The organism is Thermococcus eurythermalis, assembly GCF_000769655.1.
GTDB classification, from domain to species: Archaea; Methanobacteriota_B; Thermococci; order Thermococcales; family Thermococcaceae; genus Thermococcus; species Thermococcus eurythermalis.
Genome location: NZ_CP008887.1, coordinates 227,525 through 242,926 on the forward strand (window position 1 = coordinate 227,525; position 15,402 = coordinate 242,926).

Consider the following 15,402-nt stretch of genomic DNA (forward strand, 5'->3'; position numbering starts at 1 on the left):
CCCCCTCAAGTTGAATCCTCCCTAACCGCATTCGCAAGTTCTTCGGCGGTAAGCTTCCCCTCCCACGCGTGGAGCAGATTCTCACTCGATATGGAGAACGTTGCATTCCTCTCGCCGATGTAAGTTATCCTGACTTCTTCGACCCATGGAGCGTTCTCCAGAACTGCGAATGCCATCTTGAAGTAGTCATTCCAGAAGGAACCCCCGTCCGCAAGGTATTCAAGCGATACCGCGGCGGTCTCGTTGGTAACGTCCACATCAAACACGTTCACGTCAAAGAGGGCAAGGTCAGTCCTTATCCTGAACTCCGGCGTTCTGATGTCCTCAAAGGTGTAGCTCCCGTTGGTCTTCGTGAGCCTCAGAACTGGCTCACCGAGGTAGTAAGCGTCAACCCTCGTCGCGTTCCTCTCGACCGCAACTCTGTAAAGCAGGCCCGTGAGGTTCTCGTTGACGGCCGGAACGTCCAGCCTGACGTAGGTGCTCCCGTTCACGGTCGAAACGCTGACGTTGCCCGGTATCTCTGAAGGCGTTAGGGTTGAAGTCGCGTCGCCGTTCTCCTTCCCTGTGAGGTCATTCACGGCCGAACGGACGTCGTCCGGGGAGATGTAGCCGTTGACGTAGGCGTAGGCCCCGAGGAGGAGCAGGATTAGAAAAATAACCTTCCCCTTCATAGCTTCCCCTCCTCGAAGAGCTTGTTTATGTAGAGCCTTATTCTGGCCTCCTGGTCAGAGTAGTCACCGCCAGAGTTCCGGTTGAGCATTTGAACCTTCTTCATGCCCTGTGTGGTTTCCATGACCTCGTTCACCGTGTTCCTGATAATGTCCCTGTACTTCAGTCCCATCTTCTTGTAGCGGACGGCGGTTTCCGCGGTCTTCCTGAACTCCCATTCGTAGTTCTGGGCGAGCGTCTTCTTTATGGCGACTCCCATTGACGAGAGAACAGTTTCAATGGGTTTTGTGGCAATCGAGGTCGGAACCGCGTTTTTGTAAGGGGATAGGGCTTTTTCCCTTGACTCAATCGAGTTCATCGTGTTGTACAAAGAGGCGCTTCTCTCGTTTACGTGAAGGTCTTTGGCCGTTTTCCTGACCGATTCGCTTTCGTTGAAGACGAGTGAGTCCTTGTATCCCTTGACGTAGTCCTTAAACAGACCGAGCGGACTGGGCAGGAGCGACGAGGCGCCGTCGATTAGGGAATCTAGGGCTTTGTTGCCGTAGTACTTGGCCTTCCAGCCGAGGGCGGTGCTGGCCCTTCCTGAGCTGAGCTTCACAAGTTTTCCGTTGGGGGTTTGGAGCTCTATGGAATCCCCGAGCGAGGCTATCCTCGCGGTTGTCGTCTTCATTCTCTCACGGGCAGAGGGGCTCAGAAAACCTCCCGAGCTCTCTGAGATGTTGTCGTTACCACTCGAAGTCTCGCCAGAGCCCTCTATCGAGACGTTTTCAGGAACCCTGACGGTGTTCCCCTCGAACTTGCTCAGGTAGAGGTTGAAGAGCCTCGGGAGAAGGGCATCAATACTGCACGGGGGCGAGTAGCTTGTCTGGTAGTACTTGGTCGAATAATGGGTGTTCAGCGTGACGATGTAGTCCCCAATGAGGGCATAGTAATAGTACCAGTAAACCTGGTAGTCCCGGCTGGAGTCGTAGTAGTCGTAGTCCTCAATCTGAAGGACGAAGAAGTAGTCATCGTCACCCGAAATCTCGTAGTGAATGCGGTGCGTCCCTATGACTTCCCCGCTCCAGAAGTCCTCAAGGGGACTCTCTTCCTCCTTGCGCCCCATAAAGTCTTGATAATACGCTCTAAACTCCTTCCCCGCACGGCCGTCCGGGTAATACGTCGCCATCAGCGTTATCGTGGTGTACGGCTCGCGGTCGTTGAGGCATATGAAGTCCTGGTATGAATTGGAGCCCCCACCCGGAACGCTTCCACCGCCGCCGTAGCTTATCCTGAGCCCCAGGGAGGAAGCCTCCTCCTGTGTTACGTGGGGAAACTGGGGCGTGGCCACGACTAAACCTGCGCTGATTAGAAAAAGGAGTACTGCAAAGAGCCTTCTCATTTTCTCACTTCCCAAACAACCCATCTCGCGGAAGAGAAAAGCGGGACAGGGTCACTTTGTACAACTTACGCGCTCAAGGGTAATAAGGCTTTCGGAAAAGAAAATTCGAAGAATGCTGAAGGAAAGCTAAGAACTTCTCCTCAACTTCTCAGCCAGCTCGACGAGCTTTTTAGCCCTCTCAAGGGAGACCTCGTTCTCGACCTTTCCGTCGCGCTTGAGCCACGTGCCGACGATGAAGGCATCGGCGTGCTTCCACAGCTCGGGCAGGTTGTCGTAGGTTGTTCCCGAGCCGACTATCACTGGTACGGGCGAGATTCTCTTCGCGAGGGCGAGCTTTTCTAAATCTACGGGCTTTCCGGTTGCCCTTCCGCTCACCACCACCGCATCGGCCAGACCGCGCTCGACGGTGTCCCTTATGGCATCTTCAAAGTCGAAGAAGTGAACCGCGTGCTTGACGTGGACGTCGGCAAAGACCTGAATCTTGCTCGGGAGGAGCTTTCTGAGCTTCGCCAGCTCGTGGGCGATGCCCTCTATGATTCCCTGGTCGGTGTAAGCGACGCCACTGAGCACGTTAACCCTTATGAAGTCCGCTTTAATCGCGTAGGCTATTGAATAGGCCGCTATCCCGTCGTTCCTGAGGACGTTAATCCCAACTGGAACGCTCACCTCGTCCCTGATGGCCTTTGCTACGGCGGTAAAGGAAGCAACCGTCACCTTGTCAACTGTCTTGGGAAACGGGACGTCGCCGAAGTTCTCAATCATTATCGCGTCGAAGCCCGCCTCTTCGAGAGTCTTGGCGTCCCTCAGGGCGAGCTCAATAACAGTCTCAAGGTTGCCGTCGTAGAGGTACGAGCCAGGGAGGGGCTTGAGGTGAACCATGCCGATGAGCGGTTTCCTCTCGAAGTCCATGCCTTATCACCGGTAGGGGTTGAGGGAGGGAGTATTAAACTTTGCCGGCGGGCCGCAGAAATGGAAAAAGAAAATGGCTCGCCAAAGCGTTTAGCCACGCTTCCGCTTCCAGACCGCGAGGAGAACCAGGAGAAGGGCCGCCATTCCGGCATAGAGCGGCCAGTTCTCTGACTGTCCCCGCGATTTGGTTTCCCCAGGTTGTACCGGTTGCTTAGGGGGTTCGTCGCTCAGGAGGACGACCGTGGAGTTCACGAAGCCGTAGAGGGTGACGTTGATGGGCTCAAGCTCTCCCCAAGGCGAACCGGCGTAGAGCTCGACCGAGAAGGCCGTCCCGTTGGGCAGGGGTGCAACTGTAAAGTAGTAGCCTGTGCTCGACCTCAGCATGGGCCTCGGCTCGGCCAGCTCAGGGATATCGCCCTTAATCCAGAGCTGGCCCGTGATGTTTGTGGCGTTAACGACGACGAGCGCGGGGACGTCGTTCCCGGAGTAGTAGCGCAGTTTTGCAGGGGCGCTTGTCCTACCGCCCCTCTCGACCACCACATCTACCCATGCGCTCTCCGTTTTGAGCTCAGGAACCTCGATGAGTATCTCAATCGGGCTCCACGAGAGAACCCTTGCCTCAACGCCGCCTACGAGAACCCTTCCGGAGGAGCCGAAGCCGGCCCCACCTATGAGGACTTTCTGGCCGGGCTGGGCGGCGTAGGGCGTCAGGGAGCCGATGAGGGGTTCTTTCTGCTCTCCCTCGATGTGGAAGACGTAGAAGCTGTTGTGCGGGAGCTCAAGTGTAGTCCTACCGTTGGAAACTACCATCTCCCCACCGTAGAGGGCGTCCTCATACCTCCTGTCAGGCCAGTCTATGCTGAGGGTCAGACCGACGGGCGAGCCCTTGTTCATGACAACTAGAAGCTTATGGCTTCCAAAGGTTCTCTCAAAGGCCCATACGGAGTAGTTGGCGTAGAGCGTCTTGAAGTCTCCGAAAGCGAGGGCATCGTTGGTCTTTCTCAGCCCCGCGAGGGTTCTAATTATCCTCGCCGCCTCGGTGGTGTTGTCGAAGACCATCATCGGCCTGTTGTAGGGGTCGCCCTTGCCGTCCCTGCTCACCAGGTAGCTCTCGTCGCCGTAGTAGATGACCGGAATTCCCGGCAGGGTCATCGTGAGGGCAAGGGCCATGTGGAAGCGCTCAACCGCGTCCTTTCTCCTGGCCGCGTTGAGGAAGCGGACGAGGTCGTGGCTGTCGAGGAAGTTCAGCTGCTTGTTAGGATAGACGAAATGAGAGTAGTACTCCTCAAGCGTCTTGGAAAGGGCCTCGAGGCTCCCCACGAAGCCGAGGGTTCTAATGATGTCCTCCCTTATCGGTATGTTGAGAAGGGGCGAGACGTTGGAGTAGCGGTAGAGCTCGTAGAGGTCGTCAGTCTTTTCGGGCGAGAGGGCGTAGTACTCGCCGTAGATGAAGAGCGGACCCCGCGAGTAGAGGCGCAGGTAAAAGCTCTCCAGCCAGCCCAGCTCCATGTGCTTGACCGCGTCTATCCTGAAGCCGCAGGCCCCGGAGTCCGCGAAGAGGAGCGCGCCCTCCGTGAGGTACGAGTCGACCCAGGGATTGAGCTGGTTGAAGTCCGCCAGGCCGAAGAGGTTGGAGTACTTGAGCGGAATGCCTTCCCAGGCGAAGATGTTGCCGTTGTGGTGGTAGATGTTCTCCTTGAGGCCAGTGTATGGGTTCACGGTCGCGTTCTTGATGTCGCGGTAGTAGTCGGTTACGAATGTGCCGTTGTCGTAGAGGGCCCCAAACTCACCGTCGGTTGCCGGGTTGGAGTGGTTTGGGACGTAGTCAACGACGATGCAGATTCCCCGCTTTCTAGCCTCCTCGACGAGCCTGCGGAAGTCCTCCCACGTCCCGAAGTGCTCCTCTATGCGCTTGTAGTCGCGCGTCCAGTAGCCGTGATAAGGGGCGCTCCCGGCGGCCATTTTGTTTATGTTATCGTTGAGCGGGGAGACCCATATCATCGAGACGCCAAGGCTCCTGATGTAGTCGAGCTTCTCTATCAGCCCCTCTATGTCCCCGCCCCAGTAGAGGCGGTAGTTCGTGTGCGTCGGATCGTAAAAGGGCCCGTTGTTGCTCTCGTTCCCGTCGTAGAAGCGGTCAACCATCACCTGATAAACCACTCCCCTCTCGGGGACGCTGTAAGCTCCGACCGGGGGAATCAAGAGGAGCAGTGCCAACAGGAGGGTTATACCACGCATTTTATCACCACAAGTGATACTCAGAGGCGCTTAAAAAGCTCACGCCGGTGCCGGCAGGGTCAGGGACCAACTGAACCAATCGCTATAGAGCAGTCCGCCCTCCAAAAGAGAGCAGAGAGAAGAAGGAAATCAGACGAGCCTTCCCCCCACGAGGACCCTCGGTGAGATAAAGCTCTGAACCCTCTCCGGTTCCTTTCCGGGCCTCAGCGTCCTGAGGAGCTCGAAGACGTTGCCGACGAGCATGTTGTCCTTGAAAGGCTTTAACTCGCCGTTCTCAACGACGTAGCCGAGCTCGACCGTCAGCGAGAAGTCCCCGCTCACTGGGTTTGCGGTGTGCTCTCCGAAGACCTTCCTGACTATGACCCCTTCGTAGTCCTCAAGGCTTTCTTCACCGGGCTCAAGGACGATGTTGCTCGGCCCTATGTGCGGTGTGCTTCTAAAAGTTCTCAGGGCGTTTCCCGTGCTCTCCATGCCCAGGAACGATGCGTAGGTGTGGTCGAGGAGGAAGTTCCTGACAACTCCGTCCCCGACGAGGGTTGTTTTCTGGCCCGGTGTCCCTTCCCCGTCAAAGGAGTAGCTGCCAGGGAGCTCAGGGATGGTTGAGTCATCAACGAGCGTGAAAGAGCCAACTTCCTCGCCGGGCTTAGAGAACCTGCTCCTGCCGTGGTAGACCTCGTCGCCGTAGAGGTTGCTCAGGAAGACGCCGATGACCGACTCCAAAGCGGTTGGCTCCAGAACGAGCTCGCCAGAGTAGGGCTCAAGCTTCTCCGCCCTGGCGCTCAGCCTGGCTTCCTCGACGGCCTTCTCAACGGCATTCTCAAGGACTTCAAAGGGCTGGAGCGAGGTAAAGTTCTGGCTGTACGAACCGGTTCCAGGCGGGTCGCTGAGAACCGCGTAGGCGGAGACGCCCATGTAGGTGGAGCTCTCCTCCAGCTCGACCCCGTTGGAGTTGACCACCCCATTCGTCCCGACGGCAAGCGAGATTGAACCCGAGATTGTTTCCCCGGCCTTTTTACCCCTCATGAGCTCAGCGTACTCAAGGGCCAGCCCCTGGGCTTCCTCGAAGGGAATCTCGTCTATCTCCCTGTCGTAGATTCCAGGGACGCGCTTCACATTTTCATGGGCGGGAAAACCCCTAAACGGAACCTCGCTTATCTTTGCCAGCTTTACCGCCCTCTCCACCAGCTTTTCAAGCTCCTCCTCGCTCGGATGGAGTCCCGTGATGTAAGAAAAGCCGAGCCTGCCCTTTAACCCGACCCTGAGGCCTATTCCCGAATAGAACTTCCTCTGGGAGCGCTCAAGAGTTTCTCTCTCGATTTTAAACGACCCAGAGCGGCCGAACTGGTAGAACACTTCCCACTCGACGTCCTCGCGTTCGAGGATGCGGACGAGCCCCTCAACGGCTTCCATCATCTCAATCCCCCCACAAGGGCCCTTGTGAGTATGTGCGGCCCGCCGTCGTCAACGGGAACCCACTGGCCCTTTCCGCAGTAGCCTGGAAACTCCACACGGGTATCGTTTCCGATGGCCCTGATGTTCTTCAGCACGTCGAGGATTTTGCCCGAGAGCGCGACGTCCCTGACGGGCTCCTTGAGCTCGCCGTTTTCGACGATGTAGCCGAGCTTGGCCCCGAAGGTGAAGGTGCCGTTTGCGGTGTCAACCTCACCGCCCTTGTCCCCGAGCATGTAAAGGCCGTTCCTGACCTCTTCAAGCATTTCCTCAAAGCTCCAGTCGCCGGGTTCGACGTATGTGTTGCTCATCCTCACGAGGGGCTGGTAGGCGTAGCTCTCAGCCCTCGCGTGCCCGTTCGGCTCAAGCCCGAAGTACTCCGCAGTTTCTCTGTCGTTGAGGTAGTTAACCAGGACTCCATCGCGGATTATCTCGACGCGCTTCGCCCTAATCCCCTCGTCGTCGTAGGGGTAGCTCCCGAACTTGCCCGGCAAAGTGGGGTCGTCCACAACGTTCAGCCCCTCAACCGCAATTTTCTCCCCGAGCTTCCCAGCAAGGATGCTGTCACCGTTCTTGACTGAATCAGCCTCGACAGCATGTCCCAATGCCTCATGAATGAAGACACCGGTCAGCTCGGGGTCGGCTATGACGTCCATCTCGCCGGACGGGGGAGAGCTAGCCCTCAGGAGCTCAAAGACCTTTTCCTTGACGTGGGAAGTCCAGTAGTCTATGTCAATTCCCTCTATCAGCTCCCAGCCGACTGTGCCTCCGAAGCTCTTCCAGAAGTCCTGCATTGAGCCGTTTTCGCGGGCTGTGACTGAAAAGCCGAGCCTTATCCTCGGCACAACTGTTCTTATCTCGCTCCCAAGGGAGTTGAAATATAACGTCTCAACGACGGAGTCGCCGTAGCTGACGTTCCTGTTGACGATTTTCTCTCCCTTGAGCATGCCGTCTATCTCCTTGACGAGCGAGAGGGCTTCCTCGATGTCAACGGCGGTGAAGGGCTTCTTTACCCTGAGCTCTACCTCGTCCCTAACCGGGTCGCCGAGGTAAATCCTCGCGTCTCCCCTGGATAATTTTGCTATCTTCATCGCGGTCTCGATAGCCTTCTCAAAGCGCTCGCGGTCGTTGGCGCTCGAAAAGCCCCACGCCCCGTTAAAGGCCCTCGCACCTACCCCCAGCTCGGAGTTGCTTGAGAGCTCCCTCAGCTGGCCGTTGCTCATGGCGAGCCTTCTCGACGTGACCTTAATGAGCCTGATTTCATAGTAATCGACGCCGTGCTTTCTCGCGAGCTCCTCAGCCCTCTTCATGAGCCACTCCATAATCCCACCGCTCGGCATAAACGGGGAAGGCCTTATATGGATTGCCATAGCGTGATGAACCACAGGGTTTAAGGGTTGAAAGATGGAGCGGAGGAAGGAGATACTCAACTACATCCGCAACAGACCAGGTATAACTTTCCGCGAGCTGGCAAGGGAGCTTGGACTGGGCATAGGCGACCTGCAGTACCACCTGGGAAAGCTTGAGAAAGAGGGGCAGGTGTTTTCAAGGAGGGCCGGAAGGAGGCGCTACATCTTCCCGGCGGGCTTTGAAGAAGATGCCCAGAGACTGCTGATGGCCATATCCACCGAGACAAGAAGGCAGATACTGCTCCTCCTCATGAAGGGGCCAATGAGCCAGGGCGAGATAGCGGAAAAGCTGGGGGTCAGCCAGCCGACGGTGAGCTATCACATGAAGGAGCTCGAAAAGCTCGGCATTGTGAGGGCCGAGAGAACGGGAAAGAGTATAATTTACCGCATCAACTACGACCCTGAGGCCCTCGTGAGGCTCATCAGGGAATACAGGCCAACACTGTGGGAGAGACTGGCGGACGGCCTTATAGACTTCCTCGCTGGGGTGGGTGAAGGTTAATGATGGGAATGCTCGTAGATATGGTGGTGGCCATACTCGCAGTGGCGCTGGTTGGTGTCAGCTATCTGGCGTACCGCAAGAGCCACATGAGGGCGGCACTCTACCTGGCGCTGGCCTTCATTCTCTTCGCCCTCAAGAAAGTCGTGGAGATTTCGGCCGAAGGCGGTGCCATAGAGAGAGACATCAGGCTAATCGTGGACTTCCTAGAAGTTCTCGTTCTCCTGCTCTTCCTGATGGCCATCTGGCGGCGTTAAACTGTTGAACCAAAAACGCTTTATTTAACCCTCTCCAATCCTCGAAACGGGTGAAAAGATGAAGAGAGCAGTCATTTTAGTTCTGGCAGTGCTCCTTCTGCTCCCGTTAGCGACGCCAGTGGTGGCTCAGTGCCCAAGTGAGGGACACACGGTGATAATGCACGCACCGGCAGTGGCCAAAACCTCGACGGGCGAACTGACCGGTGTCGCCACGGAGTTCGTGATTACAGTGGCTCCAGGAAGCGGGCACGTTTACATAGAGACGTGGCCGTTAGCAGAAGTTGACATGCAGGCCAGCGCCAGGCTGGCAACCCAGGTGGCGGGAAGGGTTCTCCAGGTGGACATGAGCCAGTACGATGTTTTTGTCCGGGTTCGTGCCGAGAGCCCCATCATAGGTGGGCCCTCAGCAGGCGCAACCATGACCGTCGGCATAATCGCGGCGCTGATGGGCTGGGACGTCAACCCGAAGGTTATGATGACCGGAATGATTAACCCGGACGGCAGCATCGGGCCCGTTGGTGGAATTCTTGAGAAGGCCTCAGCCGCCCACCAGGCGGGGGCGGAAGTCTTTCTGATTCCAGAGGGGCAGAGAATCCAGTACATCCAGGAGACCCAGAAGAAGGAAATCGGGGGGATTATCCAGATAGTGAACACCGAGACCCAGCCGGTTGATGTCGTTGAGTACGCCAGAGAACGCTGGGGGCTCAAGGTGATAGAGGTAAAGGACATCTACGAGGCAGTTTATTACTTCACGGGCCACAGGCTCCCGAAGCCCAAAGTGCCTGAAAACGTCCAGATTGACACCTCCTTCCTTAGAAACGACGCTCTGAGCGACTACCAGAACACCACCGAGTACTACCAGAGGGTCTTGGAGGCTCTCAAGGGGAGCAACGTCGGCTACGACACATACATGACCCTCCTTGCGGCCCTTGACAGCGCAGAGGAGAGACTTGCCCAGGCAAAGAAGTACCTGGACGAGGGGCGCTACTACACCGTCCTCAGCAAGGACTTCCAGGCAAGGATAGTGATAAGGCACGTCGAGTGGTACCTTAGTGTTGCCACGCCAGAGGACGTTGGGGAGCTCCTGAAGAACACGAGCAGGACGATAGATGAGACCGAAGCCTACGTTGAGGGCCAGGAGATAAGAGGCATCACGATGCTCCAGGCGGTAGCGGCCGCCGAGGAGAGGGTGGAAGACGCCAAGAGCAACCTTGAGGAGGCGTGGAAGGCCTACTACTCAGGAGATTATTGGAACGCCCTTGGAAACGCCGCTTACGCCTACGAGAGGGCAAAGACAGCAATCCTCTGGACTGACCTCGGGAAACGCTTTGCTAAAGACGAGACGATTGAAAAGGATGTAGTCAAAGCCACAGCGAGGGACTACATAGACGAGTCCACACTCATAGTCGCCTACATCGAGTCCATGTACGGGGACGTTCTCGGAAGCACCCTCACCGACACCATCCAGAAAGCCGAACAGTACTACGACAACGGCAAATATTCAGCGGCCCTCTTCACGGCCATGGAGGCCCGCGTCCAGGGTGAGGTGTTCCTCGACACTCTTGCAATATCCAACTGGACAGTCCTGCTGGACAAGCTCAACATGCTCAAAAATGACGCCAGAACCGCGATAGGCCTCGCGGAGAAAAACGGGGTGACCCCATTGCTTGCAATAGCATACTACGAGTTCGCCCAGAGCTTTGAAGACCTCGCGAGGGAGAACCAGAGCCTCAACGACCTCCAGACGGCGATGACATTCTACGCCTACGCCAAGGAGACCGCGAACCTGTTTCTCTCGACCCCGCTCAGCCCGATTGAAGAGGTGCCCGAGGAGAGCATACCTGTGCCGGAAATAGTTATTCCAAACGAGACAGAAACTCAAACCCAGACGCAGGCCCAGACTCCGGCCGGCCAGACGGATGAAGTGAACTACGAACTCATAGGTTTGTCCGTGGTTTTGGCGTTCGTCCTTGGAGTGTCCATTGGAAGGAAGCTCTGAGGGAGCGCCCTCACTCCCCTCTTCTTTAACAGCTCAACCTCCCACTCCGCCAGACTCGGACAGATTGTACAGCCAAGCCTGTAGAAGCCCTCGTAGTAGAGCGGGTGCAGTTTAAAGCCCCTCATGAGGATGAAGAGCTGAACCATGAGCCCGCTCCAGAACTTTATGGGCATAACCTCAAGGATTCTTCCGAAATCCGTCTTTCTCTCGATGACCGGTGGCTTGAGCCTTCTCCTCGCGCTCTCCCCGTCGCGGTCGCCGACGAGGAGAACTGGGTTTTCAAACTCCGAAACAACTGAATAGAGGGCCTCGACCTTCTTCCTCGTGCACCAGCGGTTCCCATGGGTCGGCATGCCGTACTTCTCAACGGGCATCGGAACGTCGACGCGAACGAGGTTAACGCCAAGCTTTTCCGCGAGTTCTTCAACGTATTCGTCCGTTCCTGGCATCTCGTACTCCATCCTGACGTAGACAGCGGTAACCTCGTCGAAGACCTCTTTCGCTAAGATAAGTGTGGCCGTCGAGTCCTTTCCCCCGCTCCATGGAACCACGATGTCGTAGTCCTCAAAAGCCCTGAGAAATGCTTTCGAAGCCTCGGCAAAGGCCTCTATGTAGTCCCTGTTAGCTGAGATGAGCGAGTCGAGCGAGACGTCCTCGATGCAGGGGCACTTCCAGAGGACCTCGGTCGGAAAGCCGAGCTTTTTGCTCACCTCGGCCACCTTGTTCGGGCCCGAGAAATAGACCTCCTGGTTCATAGTCTTCCTCAGGACGAGCGAGTTCTCGCCGAGCTCGACGTCGAGGAGCGAGCGCATGGCCCTTCTAAAGCCGTCGTCAAGGGCGAGGTAAACGTCGTAGTCCGGGTTAATTTCGAGGCCGAAGGGGTTCTCGGGGTTGAGAGCGTAGGTTCCCCGCCACTCGATGCCGAGGCGAAAGAGGGCCTTTATCTCCTCGATGTGGGAGTAGAGCTCGTCAACGCGCATGTTTCTAACGCGCTTCGTCCTCAGAACCCTCGCGTAGAAGGGCTTTCCTGACTCCCTCAAAACGGGGAGGAGCTCCTCCATGAGGTCTCTCTCCTTCTCGCCGAGGAGGAGAACCGGGATGTAAGGCCCTTCGAGGGCTCTCTCAAGGTTCTCGAGGACTTCCTTCTTAGTTCTGCCCCCGCCGAGGCTCTCAACCCTAAGAAAGCCCCCGTAGTTCCTCTCGTTTATGTAGCTTAGAGCCTTCGCGTCCTTCCTTGCCCTCGCTATGAGCGCGAACATGGAAGGGGTTAAAAGGGGAAGCTTAAAAGGATTGTTACCAAACAGGACTGTTTTTCTTTTGAGATTTCAATGAATTTAACCCCCACCAACCTATCACGAACGCCGACGAGAAGTGAACGTCCAAACCTAACCCTTGAGCAAGTTCCCGCCCCAACTTCGAAGAACCTGCAGGATTAACCAGATAGACCTCAAAACCCCTCTTCAACGCCATAACAATCCCGTGTTCGAGAAGCTCCTTCTTGGCGAAATTTGAGGCCTTTCGATTCCCTTTTCTCGAATTTGTTGCCTTCCCATTTTTCCTCTTAATCCTCTCCAAATCCTCAAAGAACACGACCCCAACACCATGATAAAACGCATAATCCAGAAGATGAGCGAGAGCCTTTAACCTCAAATCCCGAGCCCTCCTTTTCGAGAACCCCGGAGAATTAACTTCAGGAAAATGCTCAACCCTAACGTCCCGAATAATCCCCCTCTCATCGAGAATAACCATATTCACCCTGTCCGAATTCAAATCAAATCCAGAGTAAAGCTTTCCATAAGCAGTCCTCCCGTAGTGTTTAAGATAAACCTCAAAAGGCACTTGAACATGCAGATAAACTTTTCCATTTCGCAGAACAACTTGAGCACCGTATTTTAATTTCTGAACATCAAAGATTACCGGAAGAAAATTCTTGCCTGTCTTCATCTTAAAGTTTAGCCATTCACCGTTCGAGCGAATTCTAACGTTTAACCCTTCAATCCTTACGTTCCTGTTCCCCTTCTCGTTTTCCTTAGGCTTGCTAATGAGGAATTTTGATTTCAAGTGAATGTGCAGTGGATTTCCACCGTTTTGTTTTGCTCCCTTGAGAAGCATTTTCGCGTAATCCCACGCGCTGTCAGAATACCACCAGTTATTGAGAACCAGCCGGGAAACTTCCTTTACGCCTTCACTCTTTCTAATCCCCTTGAGCTGTAGCCTTATTGCGAGTTCAACGGCTCTTTTGAATTTTTCTGTCAGGAGAGCAAGTTTCAAGTAGTCTTCCGATGTTTTTGGTTCAAGCTTTGTCTTGATGGTTACGTAGTTTACTTCTGCTCGACGGATCGTTCGTGTTTTTCGAGCCATAACTCAATAGCCTCCGTTATGGCCTTCCCGAGAGCTCCTTTTTTAACTCCATAAACGTCAAGGATTTTCTTTCGGAATTTGACTTCCAGTTCATCTGGAATTTTCACTGTGATGACACCCATTGTATTCACCAAAATTCTTAAATACTTGTTTACTTAAATAGTTTTTGGCAATGATGCCGGCCCTGTGAAGTCTGTGAGCCAGGCGAGGTGGAGGTCTGGTTGAGCCCTGTGGGTGTTCGGGCGACCCGTTCCGCCGTAGTGTGCTGAAAGAGAAGGAGAGTGGGCGGGGCGGTCTAAGTCCGGGCACCCCCGTAACTCGGGGAATGAATCCTCGTGTGTGAGTCTTGTGAACTCACGAAGGGGGACCCCGATGAGGATAACTCCCTGCCCTGAGCGGTGATGAGACCGGCTTTCCCGAGGCTACACCAGCGACGCGAGGAAGGCTCTGTATGTTTCCTTCACCCTTCTCATCGATGAAACGCTCACCCACTCGTCGCTCGCGTGCCAGTTGCCTCCCTCTGGCCCGAAGACGAGGGTTGGCTTGCCGAGGTAAGTCGCGAAGTAGTTGAAGTCGCCGACGCTCCTGCCGTAGGTTACCTCGGGGCCCTCGCCCGTCGCCGAGGTGTAGGCCCTCTTAAAGAGCTTGACCTCGTGGAGGTTCTCCCTCACAACGTAGGGGAGCATGTCCGGCGTTGGCCTCGGGAACTTCTCGATTTCGAGCTCAGCTTTAACGCCAACCCGTTCCGCGAGCTTTCTCAGCTCGGCCTCAACGCGCTCCCAGTCCTCCCCTATGACGGTGTGTCTATCGATTATCGCCTCCGCGTAATCGGGGACGCTCAGGCCGTCGGCTTCGCCCCTCATATAGAGCGTGCAGTACGAGCCCCTGCCGAGTTTCAGGTGGCTCTTTGGCCTTATCCTTTCAAGGTTCGAAACGAGCTTTGCCAGCTCCTCGATGGCGTTTACACCAAGCCATGGCCTCGCGGCGTGGGCCTTCTTTCCTCTGGCCCTAACTGTGATTACAAAGCGACCCCTCGCGCCGAGCATCAGCCTCTCACGCGTCGGCTCTGCCACGAGAACCAAATCGGCATTCTCGAGCTTCCCGCTCTTTATCAGCTCCCACGTTCCGCGCGAGTAACCTTCCTCGTCGCTGACGGCGGTGAAGATTAGGTTCGGCCTCTCCCGCTTTGAAAGCTCACCCATCTCGACGAAGAGGCTCAGGAGAACGGCCAGACCGGCCTTCATGTCCACACTGCCCAGACCGTAAAAGCGGTCGCCGTCGAGCTCGCCCTTCGGGTTCCTCGTCCAGCCCGGCGAGAGGTTTACCGTGTCCATGTGGCCGTTGAGGACGACCGTTAGGCCCCTCCCTGGAAGATATGCCAGCACGTCGTCACCAAAGCCCTCAACAGGAAGTGTTTCAACGTCGAAGCCATGCTCCTCCAGCAGGGACGCTATAAAGCGTGAAATTTCCCCTTCCCTGCCGAAGGGAGACTCAATGGCAACGAGCTTTTTAAGGAGTTCAAACTCGTCCATCCCTATCACCAACCAGCTCCTGAATGAACTCAGAAAACCTGGCTTTCCTGTTGAAGTTTTCTACCCTCTCAAGCTCCTTTTGAAGAAACGAAATATTTTCCTGAACCTCGTCCAAAAAGTCTTCAAGTATTGCCCATATTTCCCAGTTCTGAACACACTCAGCGAAGCGCTTGGCCATCTGAAGCTGGGTCTTCTCAAGCACTATGGCCTCTCTGAGAACGTTGGCATAATCCCCCACAGTCGAAGGGGGAACCTCAAACTCCTCGTCAGGCCCCCCAGAAGAAAGGGTCGATGGCAACAGTTCAAGTGCCAGCCTGCGGAGTTTGGCCACCTGGCCCGCCTTGAGCTCGACAAAGCGGGAAAACTTAATCTTGCTGTAACCCCTCGGCAAAAAGTCCCGCATGACCTCGTAAGTCTTGAGGGCCCGATTGGACACCGACAGGAGACGTCCTAGAACCCCATCAGGAGGAAGCTGAGAGGGCAAACTTAAGGCCCTTGACGAATCCGAGGGTTCAAAGAACCGTTCCAGTGAACCCATAACACCACCATAGAAGAATCACGGCAGAACGTAAAAAGTTTGCTGGTGGACCGGGCGGGATTTGAACCCGCGGCCTCCGCCTTGCGAGGGCGGCGCTCGTACCAGGCTGAGCTACCGGCCCACTCCCGGTTATAGTGGAGTGCCCGGGGTTTTAAAAAGTT

General features: G+C 55.7%; 14 protein-coding genes and 1 tRNA gene. 3 read left to right on the top strand and 12 right to left on the bottom strand.

The genetic code is table 11. The annotated features are described in order from the left end of the window. Positions 1 to 5 precede the first annotated feature (5 nt). The 6 genes from TEU_RS01240 to TEU_RS01265 all read right to left on the bottom strand — a co-directional run bounded on the left by TEU_RS01240 (position 6) and on the right by TEU_RS01265 (position 7,968). Positions 6 to 671, bottom strand: coding sequence for a hypothetical protein (locus TEU_RS01240; protein WP_050002058.1), 666 nt, complete (start codon positions 669 to 671; stop codon positions 6 to 8). After that, entirely contained in the window at positions 668 to 2,050 is a 1,383-nt protein-coding gene (locus TEU_RS01245) for a hypothetical protein (protein ID WP_050002059.1), read from the bottom strand. Before TEU_RS01245 ends, TEU_RS01240 begins: the two co-directional genes overlap by 4 nt. Before the next feature lie 126 nt (positions 2,051 to 2,176). Further along, positions 2,177 to 2,959 carry a BtpA/SgcQ family protein gene (locus tag TEU_RS01250; RefSeq protein ID WP_050002060.1) on the bottom strand — a complete coding sequence of 261 codons (783 nt, stop codon included), beginning with the start codon at positions 2,957 to 2,959 and terminating at the stop codon, positions 2,177 to 2,179. A gap of 90 nt (positions 2,960 to 3,049) precedes the next feature. Further along, positions 3,050 to 5,197, bottom strand: coding sequence for an alpha-amylase family glycosyl hydrolase (locus TEU_RS01255; RefSeq protein ID WP_050002061.1), 2,148 nt, complete (start codon positions 5,195 to 5,197; stop codon positions 3,050 to 3,052). A 129-nt stretch (positions 5,198 to 5,326) separates the two neighbouring features. Then, positions 5,327 to 6,610: a TldD/PmbA family protein gene (locus TEU_RS01260; protein WP_050002062.1), complete on the bottom strand. Its 1,284-nt coding sequence runs from the start codon at positions 6,608 to 6,610 to the stop codon at positions 5,327 to 5,329. Further along, complete coding sequence (locus tag TEU_RS01265; RefSeq protein ID WP_050002063.1) at positions 6,607 to 7,968, bottom strand: TldD/PmbA family protein; 1,362 nt, start codon at positions 7,966 to 7,968, stop codon at positions 6,607 to 6,609. Before TEU_RS01265 ends, TEU_RS01260 begins: the two co-directional genes overlap by 4 nt. Before the next feature lie 82 nt (positions 7,969 to 8,050). Here TEU_RS01265 and TEU_RS01270 point away from each other — a divergent pair, with 82 nt between their 5' ends. Genes TEU_RS01270 through TEU_RS01280 form a run of 3 tightly spaced genes read left to right on the top strand, consistent with a single transcriptional unit; the run spans position 8,051 to position 10,810 of the window. Then, a complete protein-coding gene (locus tag TEU_RS01270) occupies positions 8,051 to 8,557 on the top strand; it encodes a winged helix-turn-helix transcriptional regulator (protein ID WP_050002064.1) in 507 nt (168 codons plus the stop codon). After that, complete coding sequence (locus tag TEU_RS01275; protein WP_050002065.1) at positions 8,557 to 8,811, top strand: hypothetical protein; 255 nt, start codon at positions 8,557 to 8,559, stop codon at positions 8,809 to 8,811. The genes TEU_RS01270 and TEU_RS01275 overlap by 1 nt, the downstream gene beginning before the upstream one ends. 58 nt (positions 8,812 to 8,869) lie before the next feature. Further along, the gene (locus TEU_RS01280; RefSeq protein ID WP_050002066.1) at positions 8,870 to 10,810 is read left to right on the top strand and encodes a S16 family serine protease; all 1,941 of its coding nucleotides are present in this window, start codon (positions 8,870 to 8,872) and stop codon (positions 10,808 to 10,810) included. On the opposite strand, the gene TEU_RS01285 is transcribed toward TEU_RS01280, so the two are convergent. The 6 genes from TEU_RS01285 to TEU_RS01305 all read right to left on the bottom strand — a co-directional run bounded on the left by TEU_RS01285 (position 10,741) and on the right by TEU_RS01305 (position 15,362). After that, positions 10,741 to 12,069 carry a phosphoadenosine phosphosulfate reductase domain-containing protein gene (locus TEU_RS01285; protein ID WP_227738738.1) on the bottom strand — a complete coding sequence of 443 codons (1,329 nt, stop codon included), beginning with the start codon at positions 12,067 to 12,069 and terminating at the stop codon, positions 10,741 to 10,743. The genes TEU_RS01280 and TEU_RS01285 overlap by 70 nt on opposite strands. Before the next feature lie 34 nt (positions 12,070 to 12,103). Further along, positions 12,104 to 13,081: a transposase gene (locus TEU_RS01290; RefSeq protein WP_265100830.1), complete on the bottom strand. Its 978-nt coding sequence runs from the start codon at positions 13,079 to 13,081 to the stop codon at positions 12,104 to 12,106. Between the two features lie 50 nt (positions 13,082 to 13,131). Beyond that, a complete protein-coding gene (locus tag TEU_RS11695; RefSeq protein ID WP_158506630.1) occupies positions 13,132 to 13,302 on the bottom strand; it encodes a hypothetical protein in 171 nt (56 codons plus the stop codon). A 291-nt stretch (positions 13,303 to 13,593) separates the two neighbouring features. Further along, positions 13,594 to 14,703: a M20 family metallopeptidase gene (locus tag TEU_RS01295; RefSeq protein WP_050002068.1), complete on the bottom strand. Its 1,110-nt coding sequence runs from the start codon at positions 14,701 to 14,703 to the stop codon at positions 13,594 to 13,596. Continuing rightward, a complete protein-coding gene (locus TEU_RS01300) occupies positions 14,690 to 15,106 on the bottom strand; it encodes a hypothetical protein (protein WP_144244788.1) in 417 nt (138 codons plus the stop codon). Before TEU_RS01300 ends, TEU_RS01295 begins: the two co-directional genes overlap by 14 nt. A 178-nt stretch (positions 15,107 to 15,284) precedes the next feature. Then, positions 15,285 to 15,362, bottom strand: a tRNA-Ala gene (locus TEU_RS01305). Positions 15,363 to 15,402: the final 40 nt, after the last annotated feature.

Excerpts from the sequence above, each read along its gene's own strand:
- TEU_RS01240 (WP_050002058.1), bottom strand. The coding sequence starts at position 671 with ATGAAGGGGAAGGTTATTTTTCTAATCCTGCTCCTCCTCGGGGCCTAC.
- TEU_RS01245 (WP_050002059.1), bottom strand. The coding sequence starts at position 2,050 with ATGAGAAGGCTCTTTGCAGTACTCCTTTTTCTAATCAGCGCAGGTTTA.
- TEU_RS01250 (WP_050002060.1), bottom strand. The coding sequence starts at position 2,959 with ATGGACTTCGAGAGGAAACCGCTCATCGGCATGGTTCACCTCAAGCCC.
- TEU_RS01255 (WP_050002061.1), bottom strand. The coding sequence starts at position 5,197 with ATGCGTGGTATAACCCTCCTGTTGGCACTGCTCCTCTTGATTCCCCCG.
- TEU_RS01260 (WP_050002062.1), bottom strand. The coding sequence starts at position 6,610 with ATGATGGAAGCCGTTGAGGGGCTCGTCCGCATCCTCGAACGCGAGGAC.
- TEU_RS01265 (WP_050002063.1), bottom strand. The coding sequence starts at position 7,968 with ATGGAGTGGCTCATGAAGAGGGCTGAGGAGCTCGCGAGAAAGCACGGC.
- TEU_RS01270 (WP_050002064.1), top strand. The coding sequence starts at position 8,051 with ATGGAGCGGAGGAAGGAGATACTCAACTACATCCGCAACAGACCAGGT.
- TEU_RS01275 (WP_050002065.1), top strand. The coding sequence starts at position 8,557 with ATGATGGGAATGCTCGTAGATATGGTGGTGGCCATACTCGCAGTGGCG.
- TEU_RS01280 (WP_050002066.1), top strand. The coding sequence starts at position 8,870 with ATGAAGAGAGCAGTCATTTTAGTTCTGGCAGTGCTCCTTCTGCTCCCG.
- TEU_RS01285 (WP_227738738.1), bottom strand. The coding sequence starts at position 12,069 with ATGTTCGCGCTCATAGCGAGGGCAAGGAAGGACGCGAAGGCTCTAAGC.
- TEU_RS01295 (WP_050002068.1), bottom strand. The coding sequence starts at position 14,703 with ATGGACGAGTTTGAACTCCTTAAAAAGCTCGTTGCCATTGAGTCTCCC.
- TEU_RS01300 (WP_144244788.1), bottom strand. The coding sequence starts at position 15,106 with ATGCGGGACTTTTTGCCGAGGGGTTACAGCAAGATTAAGTTTTCCCGC.